At 44.6% G+C, this 21,949-nt stretch carries 18 protein-coding genes; 5 read left to right on the forward strand and 13 right to left on the reverse strand.

Features of this window, described 5'->3' with window-relative positions; genetic code table 11:
* Positions 1-6: 6 nt before the first annotated feature.
* From ACTXGK_RS28075 to ACTXGK_RS28100, 6 genes are all read right to left on the reverse strand, one after another.
* A complete protein-coding gene (locus ACTXGK_RS28075; protein WP_201598887.1) occupies positions 7-741 on the reverse strand; it encodes an ABC transporter permease in 735 nt (244 codons plus the stop codon).
* Positions 742-1,189: 448 nt separating this feature from the next.
* A complete protein-coding gene (locus ACTXGK_RS28080) occupies positions 1,190-2,134 on the reverse strand; it encodes an ABC transporter substrate-binding protein (protein ID WP_443514543.1) in 945 nt (314 codons plus the stop codon).
* 66 nt (positions 2,135-2,200) lie between these two features.
* Positions 2,201-3,118 carry a transporter substrate-binding domain-containing protein gene (locus ACTXGK_RS28085; protein WP_443514544.1) on the reverse strand — a complete coding sequence of 306 codons (918 nt, stop codon included), beginning with the start codon at positions 3,116-3,118 and terminating at the stop codon, positions 2,201-2,203.
* A 130-nt stretch (positions 3,119-3,248) separates the two neighbouring features.
* Positions 3,249-4,049 (reverse strand): transporter substrate-binding domain-containing protein, encoded by an 801-nt coding sequence (locus ACTXGK_RS28090; protein WP_201598889.1) that lies wholly within the window; start codon positions 4,047-4,049, stop codon positions 3,249-3,251.
* A gap of 327 nt (positions 4,050-4,376) precedes the next feature.
* A complete protein-coding gene (locus ACTXGK_RS28095) occupies positions 4,377-5,174 on the reverse strand; it encodes an ABC transporter ATP-binding protein (RefSeq protein WP_201598892.1) in 798 nt (265 codons plus the stop codon).
* Positions 5,175-5,554: 380 nt separating this feature from the next.
* Positions 5,555-5,860 (reverse strand): hypothetical protein, encoded by a 306-nt coding sequence (locus ACTXGK_RS28100; protein WP_201598894.1) that lies wholly within the window; start codon positions 5,858-5,860, stop codon positions 5,555-5,557.
* 405 nt (positions 5,861-6,265) lie between these two features.
* On the opposite strand from ACTXGK_RS28100, the gene ACTXGK_RS28105 reads away from it, so the two are divergent.
* The 4 genes from ACTXGK_RS28105 to gltS all read left to right on the forward strand — a co-directional run bounded on the left by ACTXGK_RS28105 (position 6,266) and on the right by gltS (position 10,256).
* Positions 6,266-7,567, forward strand: a complete 1,302-nt coding sequence (locus tag ACTXGK_RS28105) for a glutamate-5-semialdehyde dehydrogenase (protein ID WP_443514545.1) — start codon at positions 6,266-6,268, stop codon at positions 7,565-7,567.
* Between the two features lie 152 nt (positions 7,568-7,719).
* Positions 7,720-8,457 carry a ribonuclease domain-containing protein gene (locus tag ACTXGK_RS28110; protein WP_443514546.1) on the forward strand — a complete coding sequence of 246 codons (738 nt, stop codon included), beginning with the start codon at positions 7,720-7,722 and terminating at the stop codon, positions 8,455-8,457.
* 1 nt (position 8,458) lies between these two features.
* Positions 8,459-8,863, forward strand: coding sequence for a barstar family protein (locus tag ACTXGK_RS28115; protein WP_443514547.1), 405 nt, complete (start codon positions 8,459-8,461; stop codon positions 8,861-8,863).
* A gap of 118 nt (positions 8,864-8,981) precedes the next feature.
* Entirely contained in the window at positions 8,982-10,256 is a 1,275-nt protein-coding gene (gene gltS, locus ACTXGK_RS28120; protein ID WP_201598910.1) for a sodium/glutamate symporter, read from the forward strand.
* A gap of 109 nt (positions 10,257-10,365) precedes the next feature.
* Here the strand turns inward: gltS and ACTXGK_RS28125 are convergent, their stop codons facing one another.
* The 6 genes from ACTXGK_RS28125 to ACTXGK_RS28150 all read right to left on the reverse strand — a co-directional run bounded on the left by ACTXGK_RS28125 (position 10,366) and on the right by ACTXGK_RS28150 (position 17,517).
* Entirely contained in the window at positions 10,366-11,919 is a 1,554-nt protein-coding gene (locus ACTXGK_RS28125) for an alanine/glycine:cation symporter family protein (protein WP_201598915.1), read from the reverse strand.
* 449 nt (positions 11,920-12,368) lie between these two features.
* Entirely contained in the window at positions 12,369-12,827 is a 459-nt protein-coding gene (locus tag ACTXGK_RS28130) for a hypothetical protein (protein WP_443514548.1), read from the reverse strand.
* A gap of 230 nt (positions 12,828-13,057) precedes the next feature.
* Complete coding sequence (locus ACTXGK_RS28135) at positions 13,058-13,798, reverse strand: type 1 glutamine amidotransferase (RefSeq protein WP_443514549.1); 741 nt, start codon at positions 13,796-13,798, stop codon at positions 13,058-13,060.
* A gap of 89 nt (positions 13,799-13,887) precedes the next feature.
* Positions 13,888-15,144 (reverse strand): serine hydroxymethyltransferase, encoded by a 1,257-nt coding sequence (glyA, locus tag ACTXGK_RS28140; RefSeq protein WP_371531512.1) that lies wholly within the window; start codon positions 15,142-15,144, stop codon positions 13,888-13,890.
* A gap of 448 nt (positions 15,145-15,592) precedes the next feature.
* A complete protein-coding gene (locus ACTXGK_RS28145; protein WP_443514550.1) occupies positions 15,593-16,093 on the reverse strand; it encodes a chorismate--pyruvate lyase family protein in 501 nt (166 codons plus the stop codon).
* An 80-nt stretch (positions 16,094-16,173) separates the two neighbouring features.
* The gene (locus ACTXGK_RS28150; RefSeq protein WP_443514551.1) at positions 16,174-17,517 is read right to left on the reverse strand and encodes a GNAT family N-acetyltransferase; all 1,344 of its coding nucleotides are present in this window, start codon (positions 17,515-17,517) and stop codon (positions 16,174-16,176) included.
* A 609-nt stretch (positions 17,518-18,126) separates the two neighbouring features.
* Between ACTXGK_RS28150 and ACTXGK_RS28155 the strand changes: the two genes are divergently transcribed.
* Positions 18,127-20,346 carry an NADP-dependent isocitrate dehydrogenase gene (locus ACTXGK_RS28155; protein ID WP_443514552.1) on the forward strand — a complete coding sequence of 740 codons (2,220 nt, stop codon included), beginning with the start codon at positions 18,127-18,129 and terminating at the stop codon, positions 20,344-20,346.
* Between the two features lie 259 nt (positions 20,347-20,605).
* On the opposite strand, the gene icd is transcribed toward ACTXGK_RS28155, so the two are convergent.
* Positions 20,606-21,865 (reverse strand): NADP-dependent isocitrate dehydrogenase, encoded by a 1,260-nt coding sequence (gene icd / locus ACTXGK_RS28160; protein WP_443514553.1) that lies wholly within the window; start codon positions 21,863-21,865, stop codon positions 20,606-20,608.
* Positions 21,866-21,949: the final 84 nt, after the last annotated feature.

The raw sequence follows: 21,949 nt of genomic DNA on the forward strand, positions 1-21,949 counted from the left end.
TCTCCTCTATCCTATGGTCGATTGACGGTGAGTCGATTGACGGCTTATCTTTTTGGCATAGCGTGCCGCTGGATTAGCACGCCATTCAAGCCACATCATAAAGCCAGTAATCAACATGGTCAGACCCAAATAAATAATCGCGGCTGCCATATAAAAGGTAAACGGCTGCTGTGTCGACTGCGCCGCACGCGACGACTGATACATGATGTCCTTGAGACCCACGACCGACACCAGCGCGGTATCTTTGAGCAATACCAAAAACAAATTACCCAGACCAGGTAGTGCAATCTGCCATACTTGCGGCAAGGTTATGCGATAAAAGGTCTGAAAAGGACGCATACCAATCGCTTGCGACGCTTCTCGCTGCCCTATCGGAATCTCTTGAATCGACATGCGAAAAATCTCAGTCGCATACGCCCCAAAAGCGATAGACAGCGCCATGACACCGCCCCAAAAAGCGCTAATCTCGACATAGTCATTGTAGCCAAACTTTTTGAGGATGCTCATCAATAAGATAGAGCCGCCATAATAAATGAATAGCACCAATAGCAGCTCAGGAATACCGCGCATCGTCGCAGTATAGACAGTCGCAAGCTTACGCAGCAACCAGATATTGGACATCTTTGCGGTTGCGCCGAGTAAGCCTAATGCAAGACCAATAATTAAACTGGTCATGGCAAGCTGTATAGTGACGGTAGCGCCGCTTAATAAAAGCGCGCCAAATCCTTGTAAGTCAAACACGATTATCCACTCAGTCTCTTTATATTAGCAATTTGCAAAATATGAGTTAAAAGAATCAGCATCAATAGCTGAACGCGGCTATGTACCGTATTTTATACCAAATCAATAAGGATGGTCGGCGCCAAAAAATGACGTCAAAGGAATACGGTTGGCGCTGCGATAATTGACACAGTAGAAATGAGCGCTGATTTTATCATATTCGCTCGCCGTGATGTTAATCCTGACGCGTAAAAGCTGTGTCTAAACCGTACTTAAACAGACACTTGGGCAAATACGCTTGAAACGAACTGACTAAATTTGAGTAAAGCGAATGGTGAATAATGATCACTACGCCATGACCGTACGATACGTTTATAGAATAATAAAAAAGGACATCACCATCATGGCAATATCCTTTTATTAATCAAAACAATATTTTTTGACTGCTATCTTTAACTACTGTTAGCTATTAACTAGCGTTTTTCGTCGCTGGTTGTTCGCTAATATCTGCATCTGTATTTGCGTCCTCATCAACTGTACTCGTTGCAGATGCTGGCACCGCAAAGTACTTTTGATTGATTTTATCGTAAGTACCATTGGCTTTAATATTAGCTAAAGATTGATTGATCTTTGCTTGTAGCGGATCGCCTGGGCGTACTGCTATCGCAAAGTTATCATTGATATCAATCTCTTCACCTTTTAGTGCATATTTACTACCAGCAGGAGAGCTCAGCCACTCTATCGCAGGCAACTTATCAGAGATCATTGCATCGACGCGGTTTGATCCTAGATCTAAAAATGCATTGCTCAACGTATCATAAAGCTTCATGTCGGCTTTTGGATACTTGTCTTCGAACCACTGTGATGAGATGGTCGAACGCTGCGCGGCAATCGAATGAGCGTCGATGTCGCTTTGGTTGCTAGGGTCAAAATTGCTGTCTTTTTTGGCCAAAAAAACCAAGGTATTACTAAAGTATGGATCAGTGAAGCTAACCTGCTCTGCACGCTCTGGAGTAACGGACATTGCTGCCACGATTGCATCATACTTACCGGCTTTTAGACCAGGAATAATACCGTCCCAATCTTGCGCCACAATCTCACAAGTCACCTGCATATCGGCACAGATGGCATTGGCTATCTCAACGTCAAACCCGCCAAGTGTCCCATCGGCATTGGTATAGTTAAAAGGAGCATACGCCCCTTCCGTACCGATACGCAGTACGTCATTCTTTGCTGCCGTTGTTTCGGTCGCATCAGAATTGGTATCGGCCGTACTCTCTTGGCTATTGCTACAGCCAGCGACGGTAAAAATGGTCGCTAGCGTAAGTAATGGCACAGATAGACGACTGGTCGTCATAGCGTTAATAATAGATTTGCCAGTCGTAGCACGGGCTGGAACACAGTGATTGCTCATGGTCATCCTTGGGTTTTCTTGGGTAAACAACACTTTTGAATAACGGTCTATGCAGAAGACGTCGTCTTAGTTCGTTGCTGCTTCAACTGGTGCGTCTTCTTCAACGACTATGACTTCATCAACACCATCAGTCACGACTACTTTTTGTGCCGCAGCGGTCGAGCTGGTACCAAAATAGCTACCAGTGATTTGATCATAAGTGCCGTTGTCTTTTAGCTCAGCCAATGCCGCATTGAATTTGGCAACCAATGGATCGCCTTTACGGAATGCAATACCCATTGCATCGTCGTCGCTGCTGATTTCTTGACCTTTGATCTCATAGCCGCTGCCCGCTTCTGTTTTTAGCCAATCAGTGCCAGTGACTTTATCAGACATCATGCCGCGCACACGACCTGAGGTTAGGTCTAGATAGGCATTGTCTTGAGTGTCATATAGCTTGATATCAGCATCCGCGTGCTCGTCCTGTAGATACTGTGAGGCCACGGTAGAACGCTGTGAAGCGATTGGCTGACCTTTTAGCGAATCGACACTCAAATCATCGCCTTTTTTACCAATGAGGATGATACCACTATGGAAGTAAGGGTCACTGAAATCGACCACTTCTTTACGCTCAGGCGTGATAGACATACCCGCGATGGCAGCATCAAATTTCTGTGCATTTAGCCCCGGAATTAGACCATCCCAATCTTGCGAGATGACTTCACACTCAGCTTTCATTTGTGCGCATAATGCGTCAACCAACTCAATCTCGTAGCCGATCAGTTTGCCATCAGCATCGGTGTAACTAAATGGCTTGTAGCTTGATTCTGTCGCGATTTTGATGTTCATAGGTGCTTCAGTTGCGGTATCGGCTTCAGCATTCTCTGCTGGTGCTGAGCTGTTGTTACAACCTGCCAGCATTAGCATCGCTGCGCTGAGCGGCGCAATCCACAAAGCTTTTTTGCTCATTGATGATTTCATTAGTGATGTCATTGAAATTGTCATACCTATTATTCCTTAATGTATTTACCAGCCATATCGTTAACCACTACTTACTGATTTAGGCTTAACAGCGCTATGCTTATTTGATATTGATAAGCCTCGCTTTTGTTAAACCTAAATCTTCAGTGAGCCATTATTGACCAAAGTTTTGCTGCTCAAGACGGGCAAGCTCACCGTTGCTACGGATTTCGCTCAATGCTTTATCAAACTCCGCTTTGAGTCCATCCCCTTTACGCACGGCAATAGCAATATTGTCATCGTTATCAATCTCATCACCAACGATACCGAAACCTTCTTTATTGTCAGCGAGCCATGATTTGGCAGAGACTTTTTCGGCCAATACTGCATCGCTACGACCAGACTTTAGATCCAAGTAGGCATTGTCATAGTTGTCATATAGCTGAACGGTATTGCCGTCTTTGCCTTCGTAGTTATCCTGTAGATAAGCGCCTGGCGTGGTAGAACGCTGTCCACCAAGCGTGACGTTTTGGATCGCCATTGGATCAAAGCTGCCATCAGTGTTGGTGAGCCATACCATCGTATTAGCAAAGTACGGTTCGCTGAAATCAACTTTTTCTTGACGCTCAGCTGTGATAGACATACCTGCGATAACGGCATCATATTTTTGTGCCAATAGACCTGGGATAATACCGTCCCAATCCTGAGCAACGATTTCACACTTGGCTTGCATCTGGTCACACAAAGCATTGGCAACATCGATGTCAAACCCAGCCAAGCTACCATCAGCATTGGTATAGTTAAACGGAGGGTAAGCGCCTTCGGTTGCAATGCGGATGGTTTTGCCAGTCGTTTCTGCGGCAGGTGCGTCAGCGTTGGCATCAGTAGTTTCATTGGCAGGTTGGCTACAAGCACTCAGCATCAATGCTGCAGTGACGGTCATTGATGACCATAGTAGGCGAGAATTCGACATCATACGTTCCTTAAATTCTGATGGGTGTTGACATAAATTTTTGACAGGATTTTTTGACTTCGGGTTCTGATACTTTGTTCTCTGACGTCCCTGACAGACAAGCAATATAGATAGCAGAATAATGGACAGCCGTTAAAATCGACCGACTATAAACCTTTTGATAATACCTGAGTAAAAAATCAAAAACAAACGTTTTACATACTTGCAGTGACTATCGAGTAATAAAGGATAAACAATAGTTACGGTATAGTGATTTTTATATTTGATAGGATTCAATGGCGATAGAGCTGGTAGCGCTCTACCACCATCTGATTTCTGGTTTGGACAGGATTAGTGCGGACGATGCGAGGCCATAAAATCTTTGACGCGCTCAGAGGTAGGATTGTCAAAGACTTGCTCAGGTGTGCCGATTTCTTCAACCACCCCTTGGTGCAAGAACACCACTTTGCTTGATACTTCACGAGCAAAGCGCATCTCATGGGTGACAATAAGCATCGTACGCCCTTCTTCCGCCAGCTCACGCATTACCGCAAGTACTTCGTTGACCAGCTCAGGGTCTAGCGCCGAGGTTGGCTCATCGAACAAAAGCACTTGCGGCTGCATGGCAAGTGCGCGAGCGATGGCCACGCGCTGACGCTGACCACCAGACAAGTTGGCTGGATAAGCGTCTTTTTTGTCGAGTAGCCCTACTTTGTCTAGCAGTTTTTCGGCATCGCTAATCGCTTGGGCTTTTTTGATCTTAAGCACCTGCGTTGGCCCTTCAATGATATTTTGCAAAATCGTCTTATGTGGCCACAAGTTAAAATTCTGAAAAACAAACCCCACGCGAGCGCGCAAGCTTTCTAACTGCTTAACATCTGCGGCTTGCAACTCGCCTGACTTGGCAGGTTTTAGCATGAGCTCTTCATTGCCGATCAGGATACGACCTTGATTTGGGTTTTCAAGCAAATTAATGCAGCGCAGCAAGGTTGATTTACCTGAGCCCGATGAGCCCAAAATAGAGATAACATCACCATCATAGGCGGTGAGAGATACCCCTTTGAGTACTTCTAATGAGCCATAGCTTTTATGGATGTCTTGTAAGTCTAAGGCGATAGGCCGAGTCGGGTTTTTTGCAGTATCAAGCATGGTTCAGCAGACTTCCAATAAATATGAGTGAAAACACGAATAAAAATAAATAAGAGCTGTATATTATAAACAAGGGCTATATAGTATCAGCATCTATAGCATTATCGTGATAGTGCTATGCCTGAGTAGGCAAAGAAAAAATGCCATATTGTCTCTTATTCCACAGCAAAAAGGCAAATCTTGTGTTTAACCAGTCAGTTAGTCGATACTAGTCGCTACTCATCAATAATAGCGTCGCTACAAACAATTGACCTAAAAAAGCCCAGACTGCATTTATCGCTCTGGGCTTTATTTTATCACTTTCGCGTACCGGACGTTGTTTTATCTGATAACGCTATATTGACTAACACACTATCATAGCGTTTAACGCGCCATAGCACTTAGTATGTCGATACATGCTCTGAATCTTCCGTACCATCCAGCACTTCTGCATCATCAGCGGTTGCCACTGCCACATCATCCCCTGTACTGACAGCCATACCGTCATCGGCGCTAGCAACAGCGATATCGTCAGAGCTGCTCGCAGTCGCAGTTGCATTCTCTTCAACGCTGGTTTGGGCATCGACTGTCGTGTCCGCTTGCGTCTCCATTGGTGTCTCGTCTTTACTACACGCACTGAGCGCAAGCACGCCTGCAACCAACCCAACCGTCATCCAGTTTTTGTACGTACTGCTTTTAGTCGCCATGTTCACTCTCCATTACTTATTCTTTCGTGATGCAGCATTATCTACTGACAACGCTGTTTTGTTAATGCCTACTATACTGATGATGTGCTACGGCTACCTTAGTATTTACAGCACAGTTCTGTTAAAGACACGTAAAGATAGAGTGTGCGATTGATAACAGATAGTCATCAAGAAACTTAGGGTAAATTCTATGAGACTGTATGAGATAAAGCCTCATCAGCATTTTGTAAAGCAGATTCTATTCACAAAATCATCTTTACTATCGCCGCAATCTCCTCTATGTTAAATAGCATAATGACCAATCGCTATTTAAATAGGCATTCAAAACCTCTTTTTTTGCTAAATTTTCGCCTTTTTAGGCGCTTTTATTTATATACAACTGATACCACATAAGGAGAATAATTGATGAGTCAAGCAAATACGACGGATATTACTACCTACATGCAGTCTGTTGGCAAGCAAGCCAGAGCCGCTTCTCGCGCGCTCGCGGCAGCCAATACAGGCGACAAAAACTCAGCACTCATGGCCATTCATGATGAGCTAGTCAATGCCAAACAAGACATTTTGGCAGCCAATAAAATCGATATGGATAATGGTCACAAAAATGACCTCGATAGCGCTCTCCTTGATCGCTTGGAGTTAAACGACGCACGATTTAACGGTATGCTCCAAGGTCTTAAAGACGTGGCTGGCCTCCCTGACCCAATCGGTGAAGTGACTGATATGACTTATCAGCCATCGGGTATTCATTTGGGCAAAATGCGTGTCCCACTGGGCGTCGTTGGTATGATTTATGAATCGCGCCCTAATGTAACATTAGAAGCTGCTTCACTAGCACTCAAATCAGGTAATGCCATTATCCTACGCGGTGGTTCTGAAGCGTTTGAGTCCAATCAAGCCATTGCCAAATGCATCATAAAAGGCCTCAGTCAGACGGATCTCTCTGAGCACAGCGTGCAGGTACTGCAAACGACCGATCGCGCCGCCGTTGGTGAGCTCATCACCATGACTGAATATGTCGATGTTATCGTGCCACGTGGCGGTAAAGGTCTGATTGCACGTATCAGCAACGATGCCAAAGTCCCTGTGATTAAGCATCTAGATGGTAACTGTCATACCTTTATCGATAGCGATGCAGATCCTGAGATTGCGATCAAAGTGAGTGTCAATGCCAAAACGCATCGCTACGGCACTTGCAATACGATGGAGACGCTACTGGTCGATGCCTCTATCGCCAAAGATTTGCTGCCCAAGATTGCCACCGCCATCATTGAAGCCGATGACGCGATGCAGCTACGTGTGGATGATAGCGCCCAAAGCATCTTAGCCGATGTGATTACTCTAAACGGTCATTTATCTGCGGCGACTGATGAAGACTGGGATACTGAATACTTAGCGCCTATCCTCGCGGTAAAAGTCGTCGACGGTATTGATGAGGCGATTGAACATATCAATACCCACGGCAGCCATCATACCGATGTCATTATTACAGACAACTATACCAAGTCACAGCGCTTCATCCGCGAAGTAGACTCAGCAAGCGTGATGATTAATGCCTCTAGCCGTTTTGCTGATGGCTTTGAATACGGACTTGGTGCTGAGATTGGTATCTCAACGGACAAAATCCATGCGCGCGGCCCTGTCGGACTCGAAGGTTTGACTTCGCAAAAATGGATCGTCTATGGTCATGGCGAAACTCGTGCTTAATTTGGTACTTATCGACTATCGAAATGATTAATCAGGAACGTCAGCAATTTTGCTGGCGTTTTTTCATGTGAATAATAAATATTTTAATCATAGGCATTTGAATAACAAGTATGCTAATCACATACGTCTACATAATAAGGAACGGCGCAATCATGCAAAGTGGCAAGATTAAACACTGGAATCAAGAAAAAGGCTATGGCTTTATCGATGTCGATGATCAAGATGAGGATGTGTTTTTTCACGTGAGTAAAGTGCGATTGTCTCAGCCTGTCAGCATTGGACAAAGCGTCTATTTTAATAGCAAACGCAATGACAAAAACCAATTACGCGCCACCGAGGTCACCTCATCTTCATTAAGCCTTGAACAAGACACTGCGTCAGACACATCTAAATATGTACCTAATAATGCCGAACGAAATACTCACCACAGTAGTCGCAACTCAAACCGCAGCCGTCAAAGTAATATTTCAAATAAAAGAAGCCTAGGTTCTACCCTATTTAGCCTCATCGCCATTATCGCTGTCGCTATCTACTTCTTTGGCGATTTTAGCTCGACGTTATCTCAGTATACGTCTGACAATACCAGTCAAGTCGCCACGACTGACACAGCGACCACTAGCATTACGGGCGATGCACAGATCGATAATACGATTGCGCTGATTCAACAAGGCGGGCCATATCCTTATCCCAATAAGGACGGCACGACGTTTTACAATCGTGAAGGTAGATTGCCAGCACAATCGCAAGGCTACTACCGCGAATACACCGTTCCCACCCCTGGCATCTCCCATCGCGGCGCAAAGCGTATCGTCACAGGCGGTTATCCGCCCACTGTCTATTACTTAACCGTCGATCATTATGATAGTTTTCAAAGACTGCAGGTGCCTTAACATGGAACAAGCGAATATGAATCAAGAAGCCATGAATCAGAAAGATAAGAGCCAAGCCATCCACTATGTTAACCAAGACCACATTAACCAAAACGGTACAGCACTAGTGGCGGATATTCCTCCTACGGCTGTTACCATATCCGTGGGTGACACCCTCAATAAAACCACGCTATTGACGAGTCTGGCCCGCGCCTGTGATTTTCCCAGTTATTTTTCGCACAACTGGGACAGCGCATGGGACTGTTTGACAGATAGCGAGGTGGTGCATCTAACGCTTGATTTGATGGTGGTAAAAAGGATAAACACAGAAGACTTCAATATCTTTAAAAGCATCATTGAGGATGCTTACAGAGATTTTGGCAAACCACAACTTTGGGTTATTGTGCCATCTGAGGATGAAGTCTAGTTTCGTTGTTAAAAAATTAGTCACCAATAATCATTCGTCATCATAGAAACCTGAATTCGAGATAAAGCCATATTTATCCCGAATTCAGGTTAATTTATTTTATACAAAGGATTAACCTATGGAGATTACCTTAAACGGTTATTACACACTGATACTCGCGACCTTGGTGCTACTACTGGGGCGTTTTTTGGTCAAAAGGATTAAATTTTTAGAAGACTTTAATATTCCAGAACCCGTTGCTGGTGGTTTGGTCGCAGCGGTTGCTGTCTATGTTCTCAATATGGTTTGGGGATATAGCTTCAACTTTCATCAAGGATTGCAGACCGCCACCATGCTGATGTTCTTTGCTTCTATCGGTCTGAGTGCTGATTTTAGTCGCCTAAAGGCGGGTGGTACACCGTTATTGATTTTTACGATCGTGGTGTCCGTATTTATTGTCTTACAAGATGTCGTTGGCGTAGCCATGGCAAGTGCGCTGGGGCTTGATCCGCTGCTCGGTCTTGTGACAGGCTCTATCGCTCTGACGGGTGGTCATGGTACGGCAGGTGCTTGGGGTATTACTTTAGAACAAGACTACGGTGTGGTCGGTGCGACCACACTGGGTATCGCTGTTGCGACTTATGGTTTGGTCGCAGGTGGTATCGTCGGTGGTCCTGTGGCACGTCGCTTGATTAACCGACTGGGTCTAAAACCGACGCCAGCCGATCCAAATCCTAGTGATATTGAAAAAGTTGCCAGTGCTCAGTCTCTATATAGCACCAAACATGACGAGGAGACTGCAGGTAGCAATAAAGACATCTTCGAGAGACCCGATAGCATGCGCTTTATCACGGCATCCTCTACTATCGAGACGTTGGCGCTATTTGCAGGTGCGTTGGCTTTTGCTGATGGAATGACGCTCGTGGCTGAGGGCACATGGTTTGAGTTGCCGACGTTCGTCTGGGCACTGGCAGGTGGCGTCATTATTCGCAATGTGTTAACGATGGTGTTTAATTTTGAGATGTTTGATCGCTCAATTGACGTACTTGGTAATGCGTCTTTGAGTCTGTTTTTGGCGATGGCACTGCTGTCATTGAAGCTATGGCAATTGACGGATTTGGCAGGCCCTGTATTGGTCATATTAATCGTACAGACCATCATCATGATTATCTACGTCTACCTTATTACCTTTAAAGTGATGGGCAAAGATTATGACGCAGCGGTATTGTCAGCAGGTCATTGCGGTTTTGGTATGGGTGCGACCCCGACAGCGATTGCTAATATGCAGGCAGTCACTGATCGCTATCTACCCTCGCCTAAGGCATTCTTAATCGTGCCAATGGTTGGTGCATTCTTCGTCGATATCGTCAATGCGACGATACTGCAGATATTTACCAAGTTACCGTTTATGTAAGCTACTGCTGTCATAGTGTAAAGCTTGATTCAATGAAAAAAACAAAAAATCGCCTAGCAAATGCTAAGCGGTTTTTTTTGTGTGATAACAGCGTGTTCAATCAAACCCATTATTTATACTTTTTAATTTCGCCACTTTTCACACGAGCGATAAAGGAATTGACTTCTTTTTTCACTACTGGCATTAAGAAGTATAGACCGATGATGTTAAAGATAGACATCGCGAAGATGGCTGCATCTGAGAAGTCGATAACAAAGCTGAACTGTATGATGGTACCGATAATGACGAAGATAAGAAAGATGAGTTTATATATTACTTCGCCAACTTTACCTTCACCGAAAAGATACGTCCAAGCTTTTAGACCATAGTATGACCATGAAATCATGGTTGAAAAGGCGAACAATACCACAGCTACGGCTAAGAAGTACTGGAAAATTGGTGCCGTTTCCATAAAGGCTGCACGGGTTAGGTCCACACCAGTGAGCGCTTGCGTTTGTAAGTTTGCTACGGTATTCACGCCAGATATCGTAATAACCAGCGCTGTCATAGTACAGATGATGACGGTATCAATAAACGGCTCTAATAAAGCGACTAACCCTTCAGTAGCAGGCTCATTCGTTTTTACCGCTGAGTGAGCAATAGCGGCTGAACCAATACCTGCTTCGTTAGAGAAGGTCGCACGTTTCAAGCCTTGGATTAACGCCCCAATAAACCCACCAGCTACGCCAGCACCCGTGAAAGCACCCGTAAAGATCTCTCCAAATGCTGCGCCGATATGATTAAAGTTGGCAACCAGTACGATCACACTCATAGTGATATACAACAAAGCCATAAAAGGCACGACTTTTTCAGTAACGGTTGCGATGCGAGGCATACCGCCAAGAATCACTGAACCGACTAAAACAGCTAAGCCAATACCGAAGAATAAACTGTAATCAGCAGGAATGCTAAAAGTAGAGCTCATGACCGCAAAGGCTTGGTTACCCTGGAACATGTTACCAGCGCCAAAAGCCGCCAATATACACATGAGTGCAAAACCAACGGCTAAAACCTTACCTAATCCACCCATACCACGTTCAGCCATACCGCGGCTTAGGTAGTACATAGGTCCACCTGAGACCACACCAGAGGGTAGTATCGTACGGTACTTGACACCTAACGTACACTCTACAAACTTGGAAGCCATACCGAACAGACCAACGATGATCATCCAAAAGGTAGCACCAGGTCCACCAATAGCGAGTGCTGCACCCACACCTGCAATATTACCCAAACCAACCGTACCTGATAAAGCAGTGGCTAACGCCTGAAAGTGGCTAACCTCTCCTTCTTCTTTAACGGCGGGATTAGGATCGGTATATTTGCCTCTAACAATATCCAGAGACAACCCTATTTGACGAAACTGAATAAGACCAAAGTAGGCCGTAAATATGAGTGCAGCAACTAATAACCAACCTGCAATAAGTGGAAAGCTTGTCTCGCCGAGTGGCACTGAAAAGAAGATAAGATCGACAAACCATCCAAATGCACTGGACATAAAACTGTCGAGACCTGCACCAAATGCTGCTAGAGCTGACTGCTCAGCCTCTAGACCTGATTCAGCTGCTTGCGAGAGAGTGGCGCTGAATAGTAGCGCCATAGCGATTAACGATTGCTTTTTCATAGACATCCTTGTCATAAAAATCACTTCTAGGTGAATTTTCAAAAATTTTATTAAAATCAATACTAAACAAGCAATTGTTTATTAACAATTTGTACTCTTCTTAGTAATAAATTGTTAACACTGACTATATAACAATAACAAATAATAAACAAAACATTTATAAGCTTTCGTTAGTCAAAAGTCAAATTATCTTTTGAGGCTAACAGTCAAACCCAATCACCCTTATAACAGCTATCAATGTATATCGTCATTATCTTAGAGTATAGAGAAAGCACTTGGAATATAGACAAAGAACACAGATACCTTCTAAGATGATTTAACAGTCATAACGCAAAAAACCGCCTAGCCAGTGCTAAGCGGTTTTTATCACATGCGTATCTATTCAGACACGCACAGCCCTATATCAGCTATTAGATGCTGAACGCTTTTAAATCCATAACATCTAATTGCTAGAGCGTAAACCCAATCACATTGAGCTTGTTGTCTTCTGCAAACTCAAATAACTTATGAACATGATTTAAATTCTCAAGAAACGTATTCAAAACTTCTTGGCTCTCTGCTTCGTGGTGACCCATATCGTGTACCAATTTTTTTAAGTCTGTCGCGGCAAACGCTTTGACAATCTTCGGCACGACTGCCGAATCATATAGTAGTCCATCATGCTGCTCATGCAGAGGCGTGCTGTTGTCTGCCAAAAATAATAGATCGCACAAGGCATAATGCCCTTCTCCCAACAGCTCAATCAGTTCTTCCGTATAGTGTTCAAAAGACGCTTCTCTGACATCAAAATACTGGTTGTCGCGATTTTCTCTTAGCTCATCCAGCGTAATACCTCCATCAAGCATACTTGCTAAATTTTCCTCACGAACGCTACAAAAGCAAAATGACATAGATGTAGAAATAGACATCGTATTCTCCTTATCTGTTATTAAAATAAAAGCCACCTAGCATCAGCTAAATGGTTCTTTCTTCAGTTCAATGAGATTGTATAAAAGATAGGCTACAGGTTAAGTAATCAATAGCGAGTATTATGTAAGTAAAACCCACAATCTTGACTGGTTTGTTCCTCTGTCATTTTAGCGCCTTTATTTATACTAGATTTTCACCTGCTACAGATTCTTAACCGCATGACACTGAATTATCTGGCCAGTTTATCTAGCATGGTCGAGAGCCATGCATTGTTGTCTGCCATGTACGTGTCCCCTATCGCTAGGATCTTATCAGCCGCTTGCACAGAGTCAGGATGATCAATCATCGCTTCTTGTATATACGTCTGTCCATGCGACACCATATCTACCATACTTTTATTGGTCACTTCAAAATGACATTGCCAACCAATTACCCAAGTATCTAGCTCGGCATGTTTTGGTGTTTGATAAATAAACCCTTGATTGGCCCAACTATGTGACATGGCAATGGGCGTCGCGCCTTTGGGGCACTCAAAACCATCACCATGCCAATGAAATACAGTGAATTCATTCCTTGGCAAATCTGCTAGCAACGGATGCGCAAGCCCCTGTTCGGTCAATTGAATGGGCAGCCAGCCAACCTCTTTGATGCCCGATGGCGCAACTTTTGCCCCCAAGCTATCTGCAATCAGTTGTGCACCCAAACAAACACCAATCACGGTTTTTCCATCATTGATACTTTGCTGAATGAAAGATTTTTCATCAGCTAACCACTGAAAGTCACTTTCATCGTGAATGCTCATTGGCCCGCCCATAACGACTAACCAATCAAAACTGTCTTGCGCAGGTAATGGATCATTCTCATAAAAGCGTGTAACCGTAATACGATGGCCCCGACTATCTGCCCACTGCTTGATGTAGCTGAGTTCTTCAAAATCAACATGGTACAGTGCATGGATTCGTATCGTCATCAAATACTCCTTTTATCAAAAAATAAAAACCGCCTAGCACAAGCTAAGCGGTTTTTGTTATACAACTCTTAAATAGAGTCAATTAATACTTACTGGTTTTTTTCGTACACTGGTAGCTCTTTGCAGATTGCTTCTACTTTACCACGTACTTCAGCTGCAACCGCTTCATCACCGCGGCTGTCTAGCACGTCACAGATCCAACCTGCCAAATCAGCTGCTTGCGCTTCGTTGAAGCCGCGAGTAGTAATAGCTGGTGTACCGATACGGATACCAGAGGTAACAAACGGTGATTTTGGATCGTTTGGCACGGCGTTTTTGTTCACAGTGATGTGTGCATCACCAAGCCATTTGTCCGCTTCTTTGCCGGTCATTTCTTGCTTCACTAGGCTGATCAGCATGAGATGGTTTTCAGTACCACCAGAGATGATTTCGTAGCCGCGCTCTTGGATGACTTTTGCCATTGCTTGTGCATTTTTCACGACTTGCTGCTGATAGGTTTTGAAGTTGTCTTCTAGCGCTTCTTTAAAGCAAACCGCTTTTGCCGCGATGACGTGCATCAACGGGCCACCTTGGTTACCTGGGAACACAGCAGAGTTTAGCTTTTTGGCAAGCTTCTCATCACGCGACAAGATCATACCTGAACGCGGGCCACGTAAGGTTTTGTGCGTGGTGGTAGTAGCTACATCAGCAAAAGGGATTGGGCTTGGATATACGCCGCCCGCCACGAGACCAGCAACGTGTGCCATATCTACTAGTAGATACGCGCCTACTTCGTCAGCGATGTCACGGAAACGCTGCCAATCAACCACTTGTGAATACGCTGAGAAACCAGCGATGATCATTTTTGGCTTGTGCTCGCGCGCCAAGCTCTCTACTTGGTCATAATCAATCAAACCAGTACCATCTACCAATCCGTACTGTACGGCATTGTAGTTCAGACCTGAGAAGTTGATGTGCGCGCCATGCGTCAAGTGACCACCTGCGTCTAGGCTCATGCCAAGTACAGTGTCATTGGCTTCTAGCAATGCCAAAAATACAGCAGAGTTTGCTTGGCTGCCTGAATGTGGCTGGACGTTGACGTACTCAGCACCGAACAGCTCTTTTGCACGGTCAATGGCCAATTGTTCAATGACATCTACATGCTCACAGCCACCATAATAACGCTTACCAGGATAGCCTTCAGCGTATTTGTTGGTCAGGTCAGTGCCTTGCGCTTCCATCACTGCTTGTGAACAGTAGTTTTCAGAGGCAATCAACTCGATGTGATTTTCTTGACGAACGCTTTCTGCGGCCATCGCTTCAGCAAGTACGGGATCAAACTCTTTGATAGAAATATCTTTAAACATAGTAATGTCCTAAGTAGTGACTGTCATTGAAAAATTTCATTGGAAAGAAGCTGATAGCCTGCTCACAACCAAACGACCACTGCGTCAACGTCGCTTGAAGTATGGTGGATACCTCTGCACGCTGTTTTTCTGCAAGCTGTTTTATGGTATGACCATTATTGTGAATTGAGTCTATTAGCAAAAATTGAAATAAGAATAAACACAGGCAATTGGCTTGCCATTAACTTGACCGATCCGTCAATAAAATCGATATACATTTGCATCGATATCATCGCGAAAGCGTAAGTGTAACATGAAAATTTGTGCGATGAGCGCAAAAAAGCCCACCTTAAGATGAGCAAATTAAATGGCGATATAACACAGATAAATAGCCAATTAAATAAAGGATTTACTCAATGCGAATTCTTAACCATAATCCTTTTTGTGTTTATATAAAAATAAAACGTTTTTAAGCACCACTGGACAAAAACGCAGGCAAAAAGGTTTCGCTAATAAGTAATGAGCGGCCATACCAGTCATAGCGCGTTTGCCGTTGCCAGCCCTCGCTAGTCTTTCGCACAAATCGCTGGTTTGGCAGTGTACGGCGACGTTTAAATAATACATAACCGATGGGCATACCTTTTAGCTGCTGCAAGCGTCGCGCGTTACCTTTTAGGCTTGATAGCGGAAAGATGCTTTGCGCACCGACCCATGGCTGCTTGTCATTGCCGTATAACAGTACTTCACGTATCCACGCCAGCAGTGGACGATTTAGCGCTGAGCCTTGTAGACCCAATTGTCGCTTTTGTTGCAGCGTCAACAGCCGATAGCCTTCAAAGCTACGCTCCACTCGTAACGGCTGCCCTGCTCGTTTTTCTAGCATGGCTGTGAGCGAACCTTCGGCATTGAGCCACGATACGAGTTCAGTAGGAGGTAGAGACGTGGTAGGAGTAAGAGAGTTACTGGACATAGTTAACGGCTAATTGTGAAATGTGTAAAGTAAATACCTGCGCGCTATTATTAATTAATAGTCAGCATTAATGGTGTATATCAATGAAGCGTATCAAAGGCTGGCATATTGTCTGCGTTAAATGGTAGTGCCTCATGGGCTTGCTTGCGATATTGTGCCATATGCATCCGATCTCTAGCACAAAAATCACCAATCGCAGGGACAAAACGCGGATCATAAATGCGGTGAAGCGAGTGCGTCGTCGTTGGAATAAAACCACGAACCAACTTATGCTCGCCTTGCGTACCTGGATCAAAGGACGCTAGCCCTTGCTCGATGGCAAATTCGATGCCTTGGTAATAGCACAGCTCAAAATGCAAACTGTCATATTCACCAAGCGCACCCCAGTATCGACCGTACAAAGTCGCATTATTATCAACATCATTAGCATCGCCATCAATACTGTCGTTGTCGCTATTACTGACAGGTGTGTCATATAAGAATAGGCTACTGGCGATAATCTCACCACTGGCATCAAGTGCTTGCGCGAGCATAATGTGCTCAGACATACTCGCTGCCAATGCCATAAAAAAGTCTATCGTCAGATAAGGCTGCTGTCCGCGTACCGCATAGGTCATCACGTAACAGTGATAAAAAGCCTTCCAGTCTGCATCGCTGATATCATCGCCGATTTTTCGCTGGCAACTGATGCCTTGCTCAGCCACTTTACGGCGCTCCGCTCGAATGGTTTTGCGCTTTTTGGCTTTTAACGTCATCAAAAACGCATCAAACTCTGCAAATGGTTGGCTGCTATTGAGCAAGTCTTTATTTTGCCATAAGAACTGACAGCCTTGACGCTCAAATATCGGCATCTCAATCGGCGCGGACTCTACGCCGCTCTCTTGGGCCGCTATCGCACGCTCTATATCAATCTCAGTAGGCATTGATGTGGTGGCAACAGATGCTAGATTAGGTGTGACAAATAGTCCATGCCAACTTGAGGCGCCGACTTGCTGAGCGATATCATCGATACCCGCGATGGCTGTTTTGAAGATATCCTCATTTAAGCGCTCGCCTTTTGCCAACCAAAGACGCTGACCTGTAATCGGTGTATATGGCACGCTGGTGACCAATCTTGGATAGTAGTCGAGTCCGTAGCGCGCGTACGCCTCTGCCCATGAGTGATCAAATACAAACTCACCGCGATGATGGCCTTTTATAAATACTGGCAGCACCGCGACTGGTTGCAGTACGGCATCCTCAGCATCTTCGTTGACACGATGCACCAAAATAAATATCGGTAGCCACCCTGCCTGCTCTCCAATCGCGCCCGTATCGGCAAGCGCCTGCCAAAAAGCAAATGACATAAAAGGCGTGTCTGGCGTTTGCCACGCGGTCTGGCTCTGCCAACTGGTATCATTAATCAGCGCATACTCTAAACTCATATTTACCGTCACTATATTGTGTATAGATAATCTATCTATTGATGACCTAGCCTAGCAAATTTTTGCTATTTTGCTGTCACAATTTGCAAAGTTTTTTGAGTCACAATAAAAAACCACCAATAGTGACATTGGTGGTTTTTAGGATTATGCTTGTTTGGATATCTAGAGCATGACAGAAACCGATGAAACATAGTCGTTATATCGAAAAGATGATATCGCAACAGATGACTGTTAGAATAAGGTCTTTATCAGCTTAGTATAATTTGAAATCCTAAGATATGAGCGAAAACAGTATACTTAGTTCATGGTACGTGATTGACATCCTCTCGAATTTATAGTGGATTTATTATAATATACCGTCAGCGACTTGCTTTCTGGCAGTTTTACCGGGCAGTCAACGTGCCATCTGAGAATGCCCTTGTAGTCAACATCAGTAAAAGAAAATGTTTTATCAAACTTGAATATCTCTAACTTAAATATTGCTAAGCAGCTACATACGACGTACTTGTTCGAACGATATCATTGAGCATTGCATAGTATCATTGACTCATATTCAACACTATATTTGAGCATTATTATTAACGACAACTAAAGGAAGAACTAAATAAAATGTCAAAAATTATTTATACAAAAACTGACGAAGCCCCAGCGCTTGCGACACTATCTTTTTTACCTATTGTAGAAGCGTTCACTAAGACCGCAGGTGTCGAAGTTGAAACCAGTGACATCTCTGTTGCGGCACGTATATTAGCTGAATTCCCTGAATACTTGACCGAAGAGCAGCGTGTTCCTGACAACCTAGCTGAGCTTGGTCGCCTGACTCAAGACCCAAACACCAACATCATCAAACTGCCAAATATCAGTGCCTCTGTCCAGCAGTTAAAAGCCGCTATCAAAGAGCTACAAGGTAAAGGCTATGCCATTCCTAACTTCCCAGAAGATCCACAAACGGATGAAGAAAAAGAGCTACGTAAGCGCTATGGTAAAAGCTTAGGCAGTGCCGTCAATCCAGTACTACGTGAAGGTAACTCAGATCGCCGTGCACCAAAAGCCGTCAAAAACTATGCTCGCAAACATCCACACTCAATGGGTGAATGGAAGCAATGGTCAAGCACGCACGTATCACACATGCATGGCGGCGATTTCTACGATGGCGAGCAATCTATGACGTTAGATAAAGCTCGTACCGTGCGTATGGACTTGCTACTTGACGATGGTACCCAAAAAGTATTAAAACCTAAAATTGCGTTGCTTGATAAAGAAGTCATCGATCTGATGGTCATGAGCAAACAAGCCTTGCTTGAATTCTATGAGCAAGAGATGGAAGATTGTCGCGAAGCTGGTATCTTGTTCTCATTGCACGTAAAAGCCACCATGATGAAGGTTTCACACCCTATCGTATTTGGCCATGCGGTTCGAATTTACTACAAAGAAGCGTTTGAAAAACATGGCGAACTCTTTGATGAGCTTGGCATCAACGTCAACAACGGTATGGCGGATCTATACGACAAGATTGAGACGCTACCAACTTCAACACGTGAAGAAATTGAGCGTGATCTGCATGCTTGTCAAGAGCATCGTCCGCGTCTGGCTATGGTTGATTCTGCCAAAGGTATCACCAACTTCCATTCACCAAGTGATGTGATCGTTGATGCCTCTATGCCAGCGATGATTCGTTCAGGTGGTAAAATGTGGGGCGCTGATGGCAAAATGTATGACTGTAAAGCCGTCATGCCAGAGTCCACCTTTGCTCGTATTTACCAAGAAATGATCAACTTCTGCAAATGGCATGGTAACTTTGACCCAAAAACAATGGGCACAGTACCAAACGTCGGCCTAATGGCACAAAAAGCGGAAGAGTACGGCTCACACGATAAGACTTTTGAATCGAGTGATGCGGGTATTGCTCGTATCGTCGACGTGGATACCGATGAAGTATTGCTCGAAAAGCGTGTTGAAAAAGGTGATATCTGGCGCATGTGTCAGGTTAAAGATGAGCCTATCCAAGATTGGGTGAAGCTTGCCGTACGCCGTGCACGTGAATCAAATACGCCTGTTATCTTCTGGCTCGACCCATATCGTCCACATGAGAACGAGCTCATCAAGAAAGTTAAAATGTATCTAAAAGATCATGATACTGATGGTCTACATATCGAAATCATGTCTCAGGTTCGCGCCATGCGTTATACCTTAGAGCGTGTCGCTCGTGGCCTTGATACGATCTCTGCGACTGGTAACATCTTACGTGATTACCTCACTGACTTGTTCCCAATCCTAGAGCTTGGTACGAGTGCCAAGATGCTGTCGGTTGTACCACTCATGAAAGGCGGCGGTTTGTTTGAGACAGGTGCTGGTGGTTCTGCACCAAAGCATGTCGAGCAGCTAACAGAAGAAAACCATCTACGTTGGGATTCACTCGGTGAGTTCTTGGCCTTGAATGTCTCTTTGGAGCATTTGGCAAGCAACGACAATAATGCTAAAGCTCAAGTCTTGGCCGATACGCTAGATACAGCGACAGAAAAACTGCTGCTTAATGACAAGTCGCCATCACGTAAAACCGGTGAGCTTGATAACCGTGGCAGTCACTTCTATCTAGCGCTATATTGGGCTGAAGAGCTGGCCGCGCAAGATCAAGATAGTGAGTTAAAAGCACAGTTCACGCCATTGGCGCAAAAGCTCAAAGAAAACGAAGACGCCATTGTCAAAGAACTTAATGACGCTCAAGGCAAGCCAGTAGACATCAAAGGCTACTACTATGCTGATGAAGAGTTGGCTAAAAAAGCCATGCGTCCAAGCGCTTTGTTTAACGAAACCTTGGCATCGTTATAAGTAATAAGCAATTGCTCTTGAACCACTAATCCTAATCTCTCTAGTTTGTATACACAGATCGATTAGGTAGTTTGAAGTCTTAGTAAACAAAACACCTCAGTCGTCTTAGAACGTTGAGGTGTTTTTTTGTGCCTATCTCAAAATAACGACAAACAACTTGCCTCTATCTATTCGTTTGAAACACATAAAAAAACCACCTACATCAGTAAGTGGCCTTGAACAAATTTAATGGATTTTAACACTCTAGGTATTAATGCGATTACGCATCCATGTGCTTGATAATGGCTTTACCAAACTCAGAAGTACTGAGCAAGATAGCATCTGGCATCAGACGCTCAAAGTCATAAGTGACCGTCTTATTGGCGATCGCGCCTTGAATACCATTGATGACGAGATCCGCGGCCTCACACCAACCCATATCACGCAGCATCATCTCCGCAGACAATATCAATGAGCCTGGGTTTACTTTATTCTGACCAGCATATTTAGGCGCAGTACCGTGCGTCGCTTCATAGACAGCGATTGCCCCGCCTTTGTTAGCACCCGGGGCAATACCGATGCCGCCTACTTCCGCCGCTAGAGCGTCAGAGATATAGTCACCGTTTAGGTTGAGTGTTGCCACTACGGAGTAATCTGCCGGACGCATCAGAATTTGCTGCAAGAACGCATCAGCGATCACATCTTTGATGATGATGTCATTACCCGTTTTAGGATTTTTCATCGTCATCCATGGACCACCATCCAATGGCTCAGCATCAAAACGCTCTGCTGCCAGCTCGTATCCCCAATCTTTAAACGCGCCTTCAGTAAATTTCATGATATTGCCTTTATGAACGAGGGTCACGTTTGGCAAGTCATTATCGATAGCATGCTGAATGGCTTTACGTACTAGGCGCTGCGAGCCTTCTTTTGAGACAGGCTTGATACCGATGCCGCAGTCTTCAGGGAAGCGAATGCTGGTCACACCCATCTCCTCTCTTAAGAAATTGATGACTTTTTTGGCATCATCACTGCCCGCCTTCCACTCGATACCTGTGTAAATATCTTCTGTATTTTCACGAAAGATCACCATATTGGTCAGCTCAGGATGCTGTACTGGGCTCGGTACGCCTTCAAACCAGCGTACTGGGCGCTGACAGACATACAGATCAAGATTTTGGCGTACAGCCACATTCAACGAGCTAAAGCCACCGCCCACTGGCGTGGTCAACGGTCCCTTGATACTGATGACGTAGTCTTTTAAAATCTCTAATGTCTCACTTGGTAAATATTCGCCGTCATATATTTTGGCTGCTTTTTCGCCCAAGTAAGCTTCCATCCAGATAATTGATTTTTTACCGTGGTAGGCTTTATCGACCGCCGCATCGACCACCTTTATCATGACAGGTGTGATATCCACCCCAATACCGTCACCTTCAATGAATGGAATAATCGGATGATTGGGCACATTTAGCGACAAATCAGCATTCACGGTTACTTTTTCGCCGTCTCTTGGTACGATGACCTTATCATATGACATGGATAAAACTCCTTAGTGGTAGTTATACGTCGCAAGCGAACTGAACACTTTGTTATGCGAGCTTTTCTATTATAATGGTCGCGC

Source organism: Psychrobacter sp. T6-5 (assembly GCF_052258485.2).
Taxonomy (GTDB): Bacteria; Pseudomonadota; Gammaproteobacteria; order Pseudomonadales; family Moraxellaceae; genus Psychrobacter.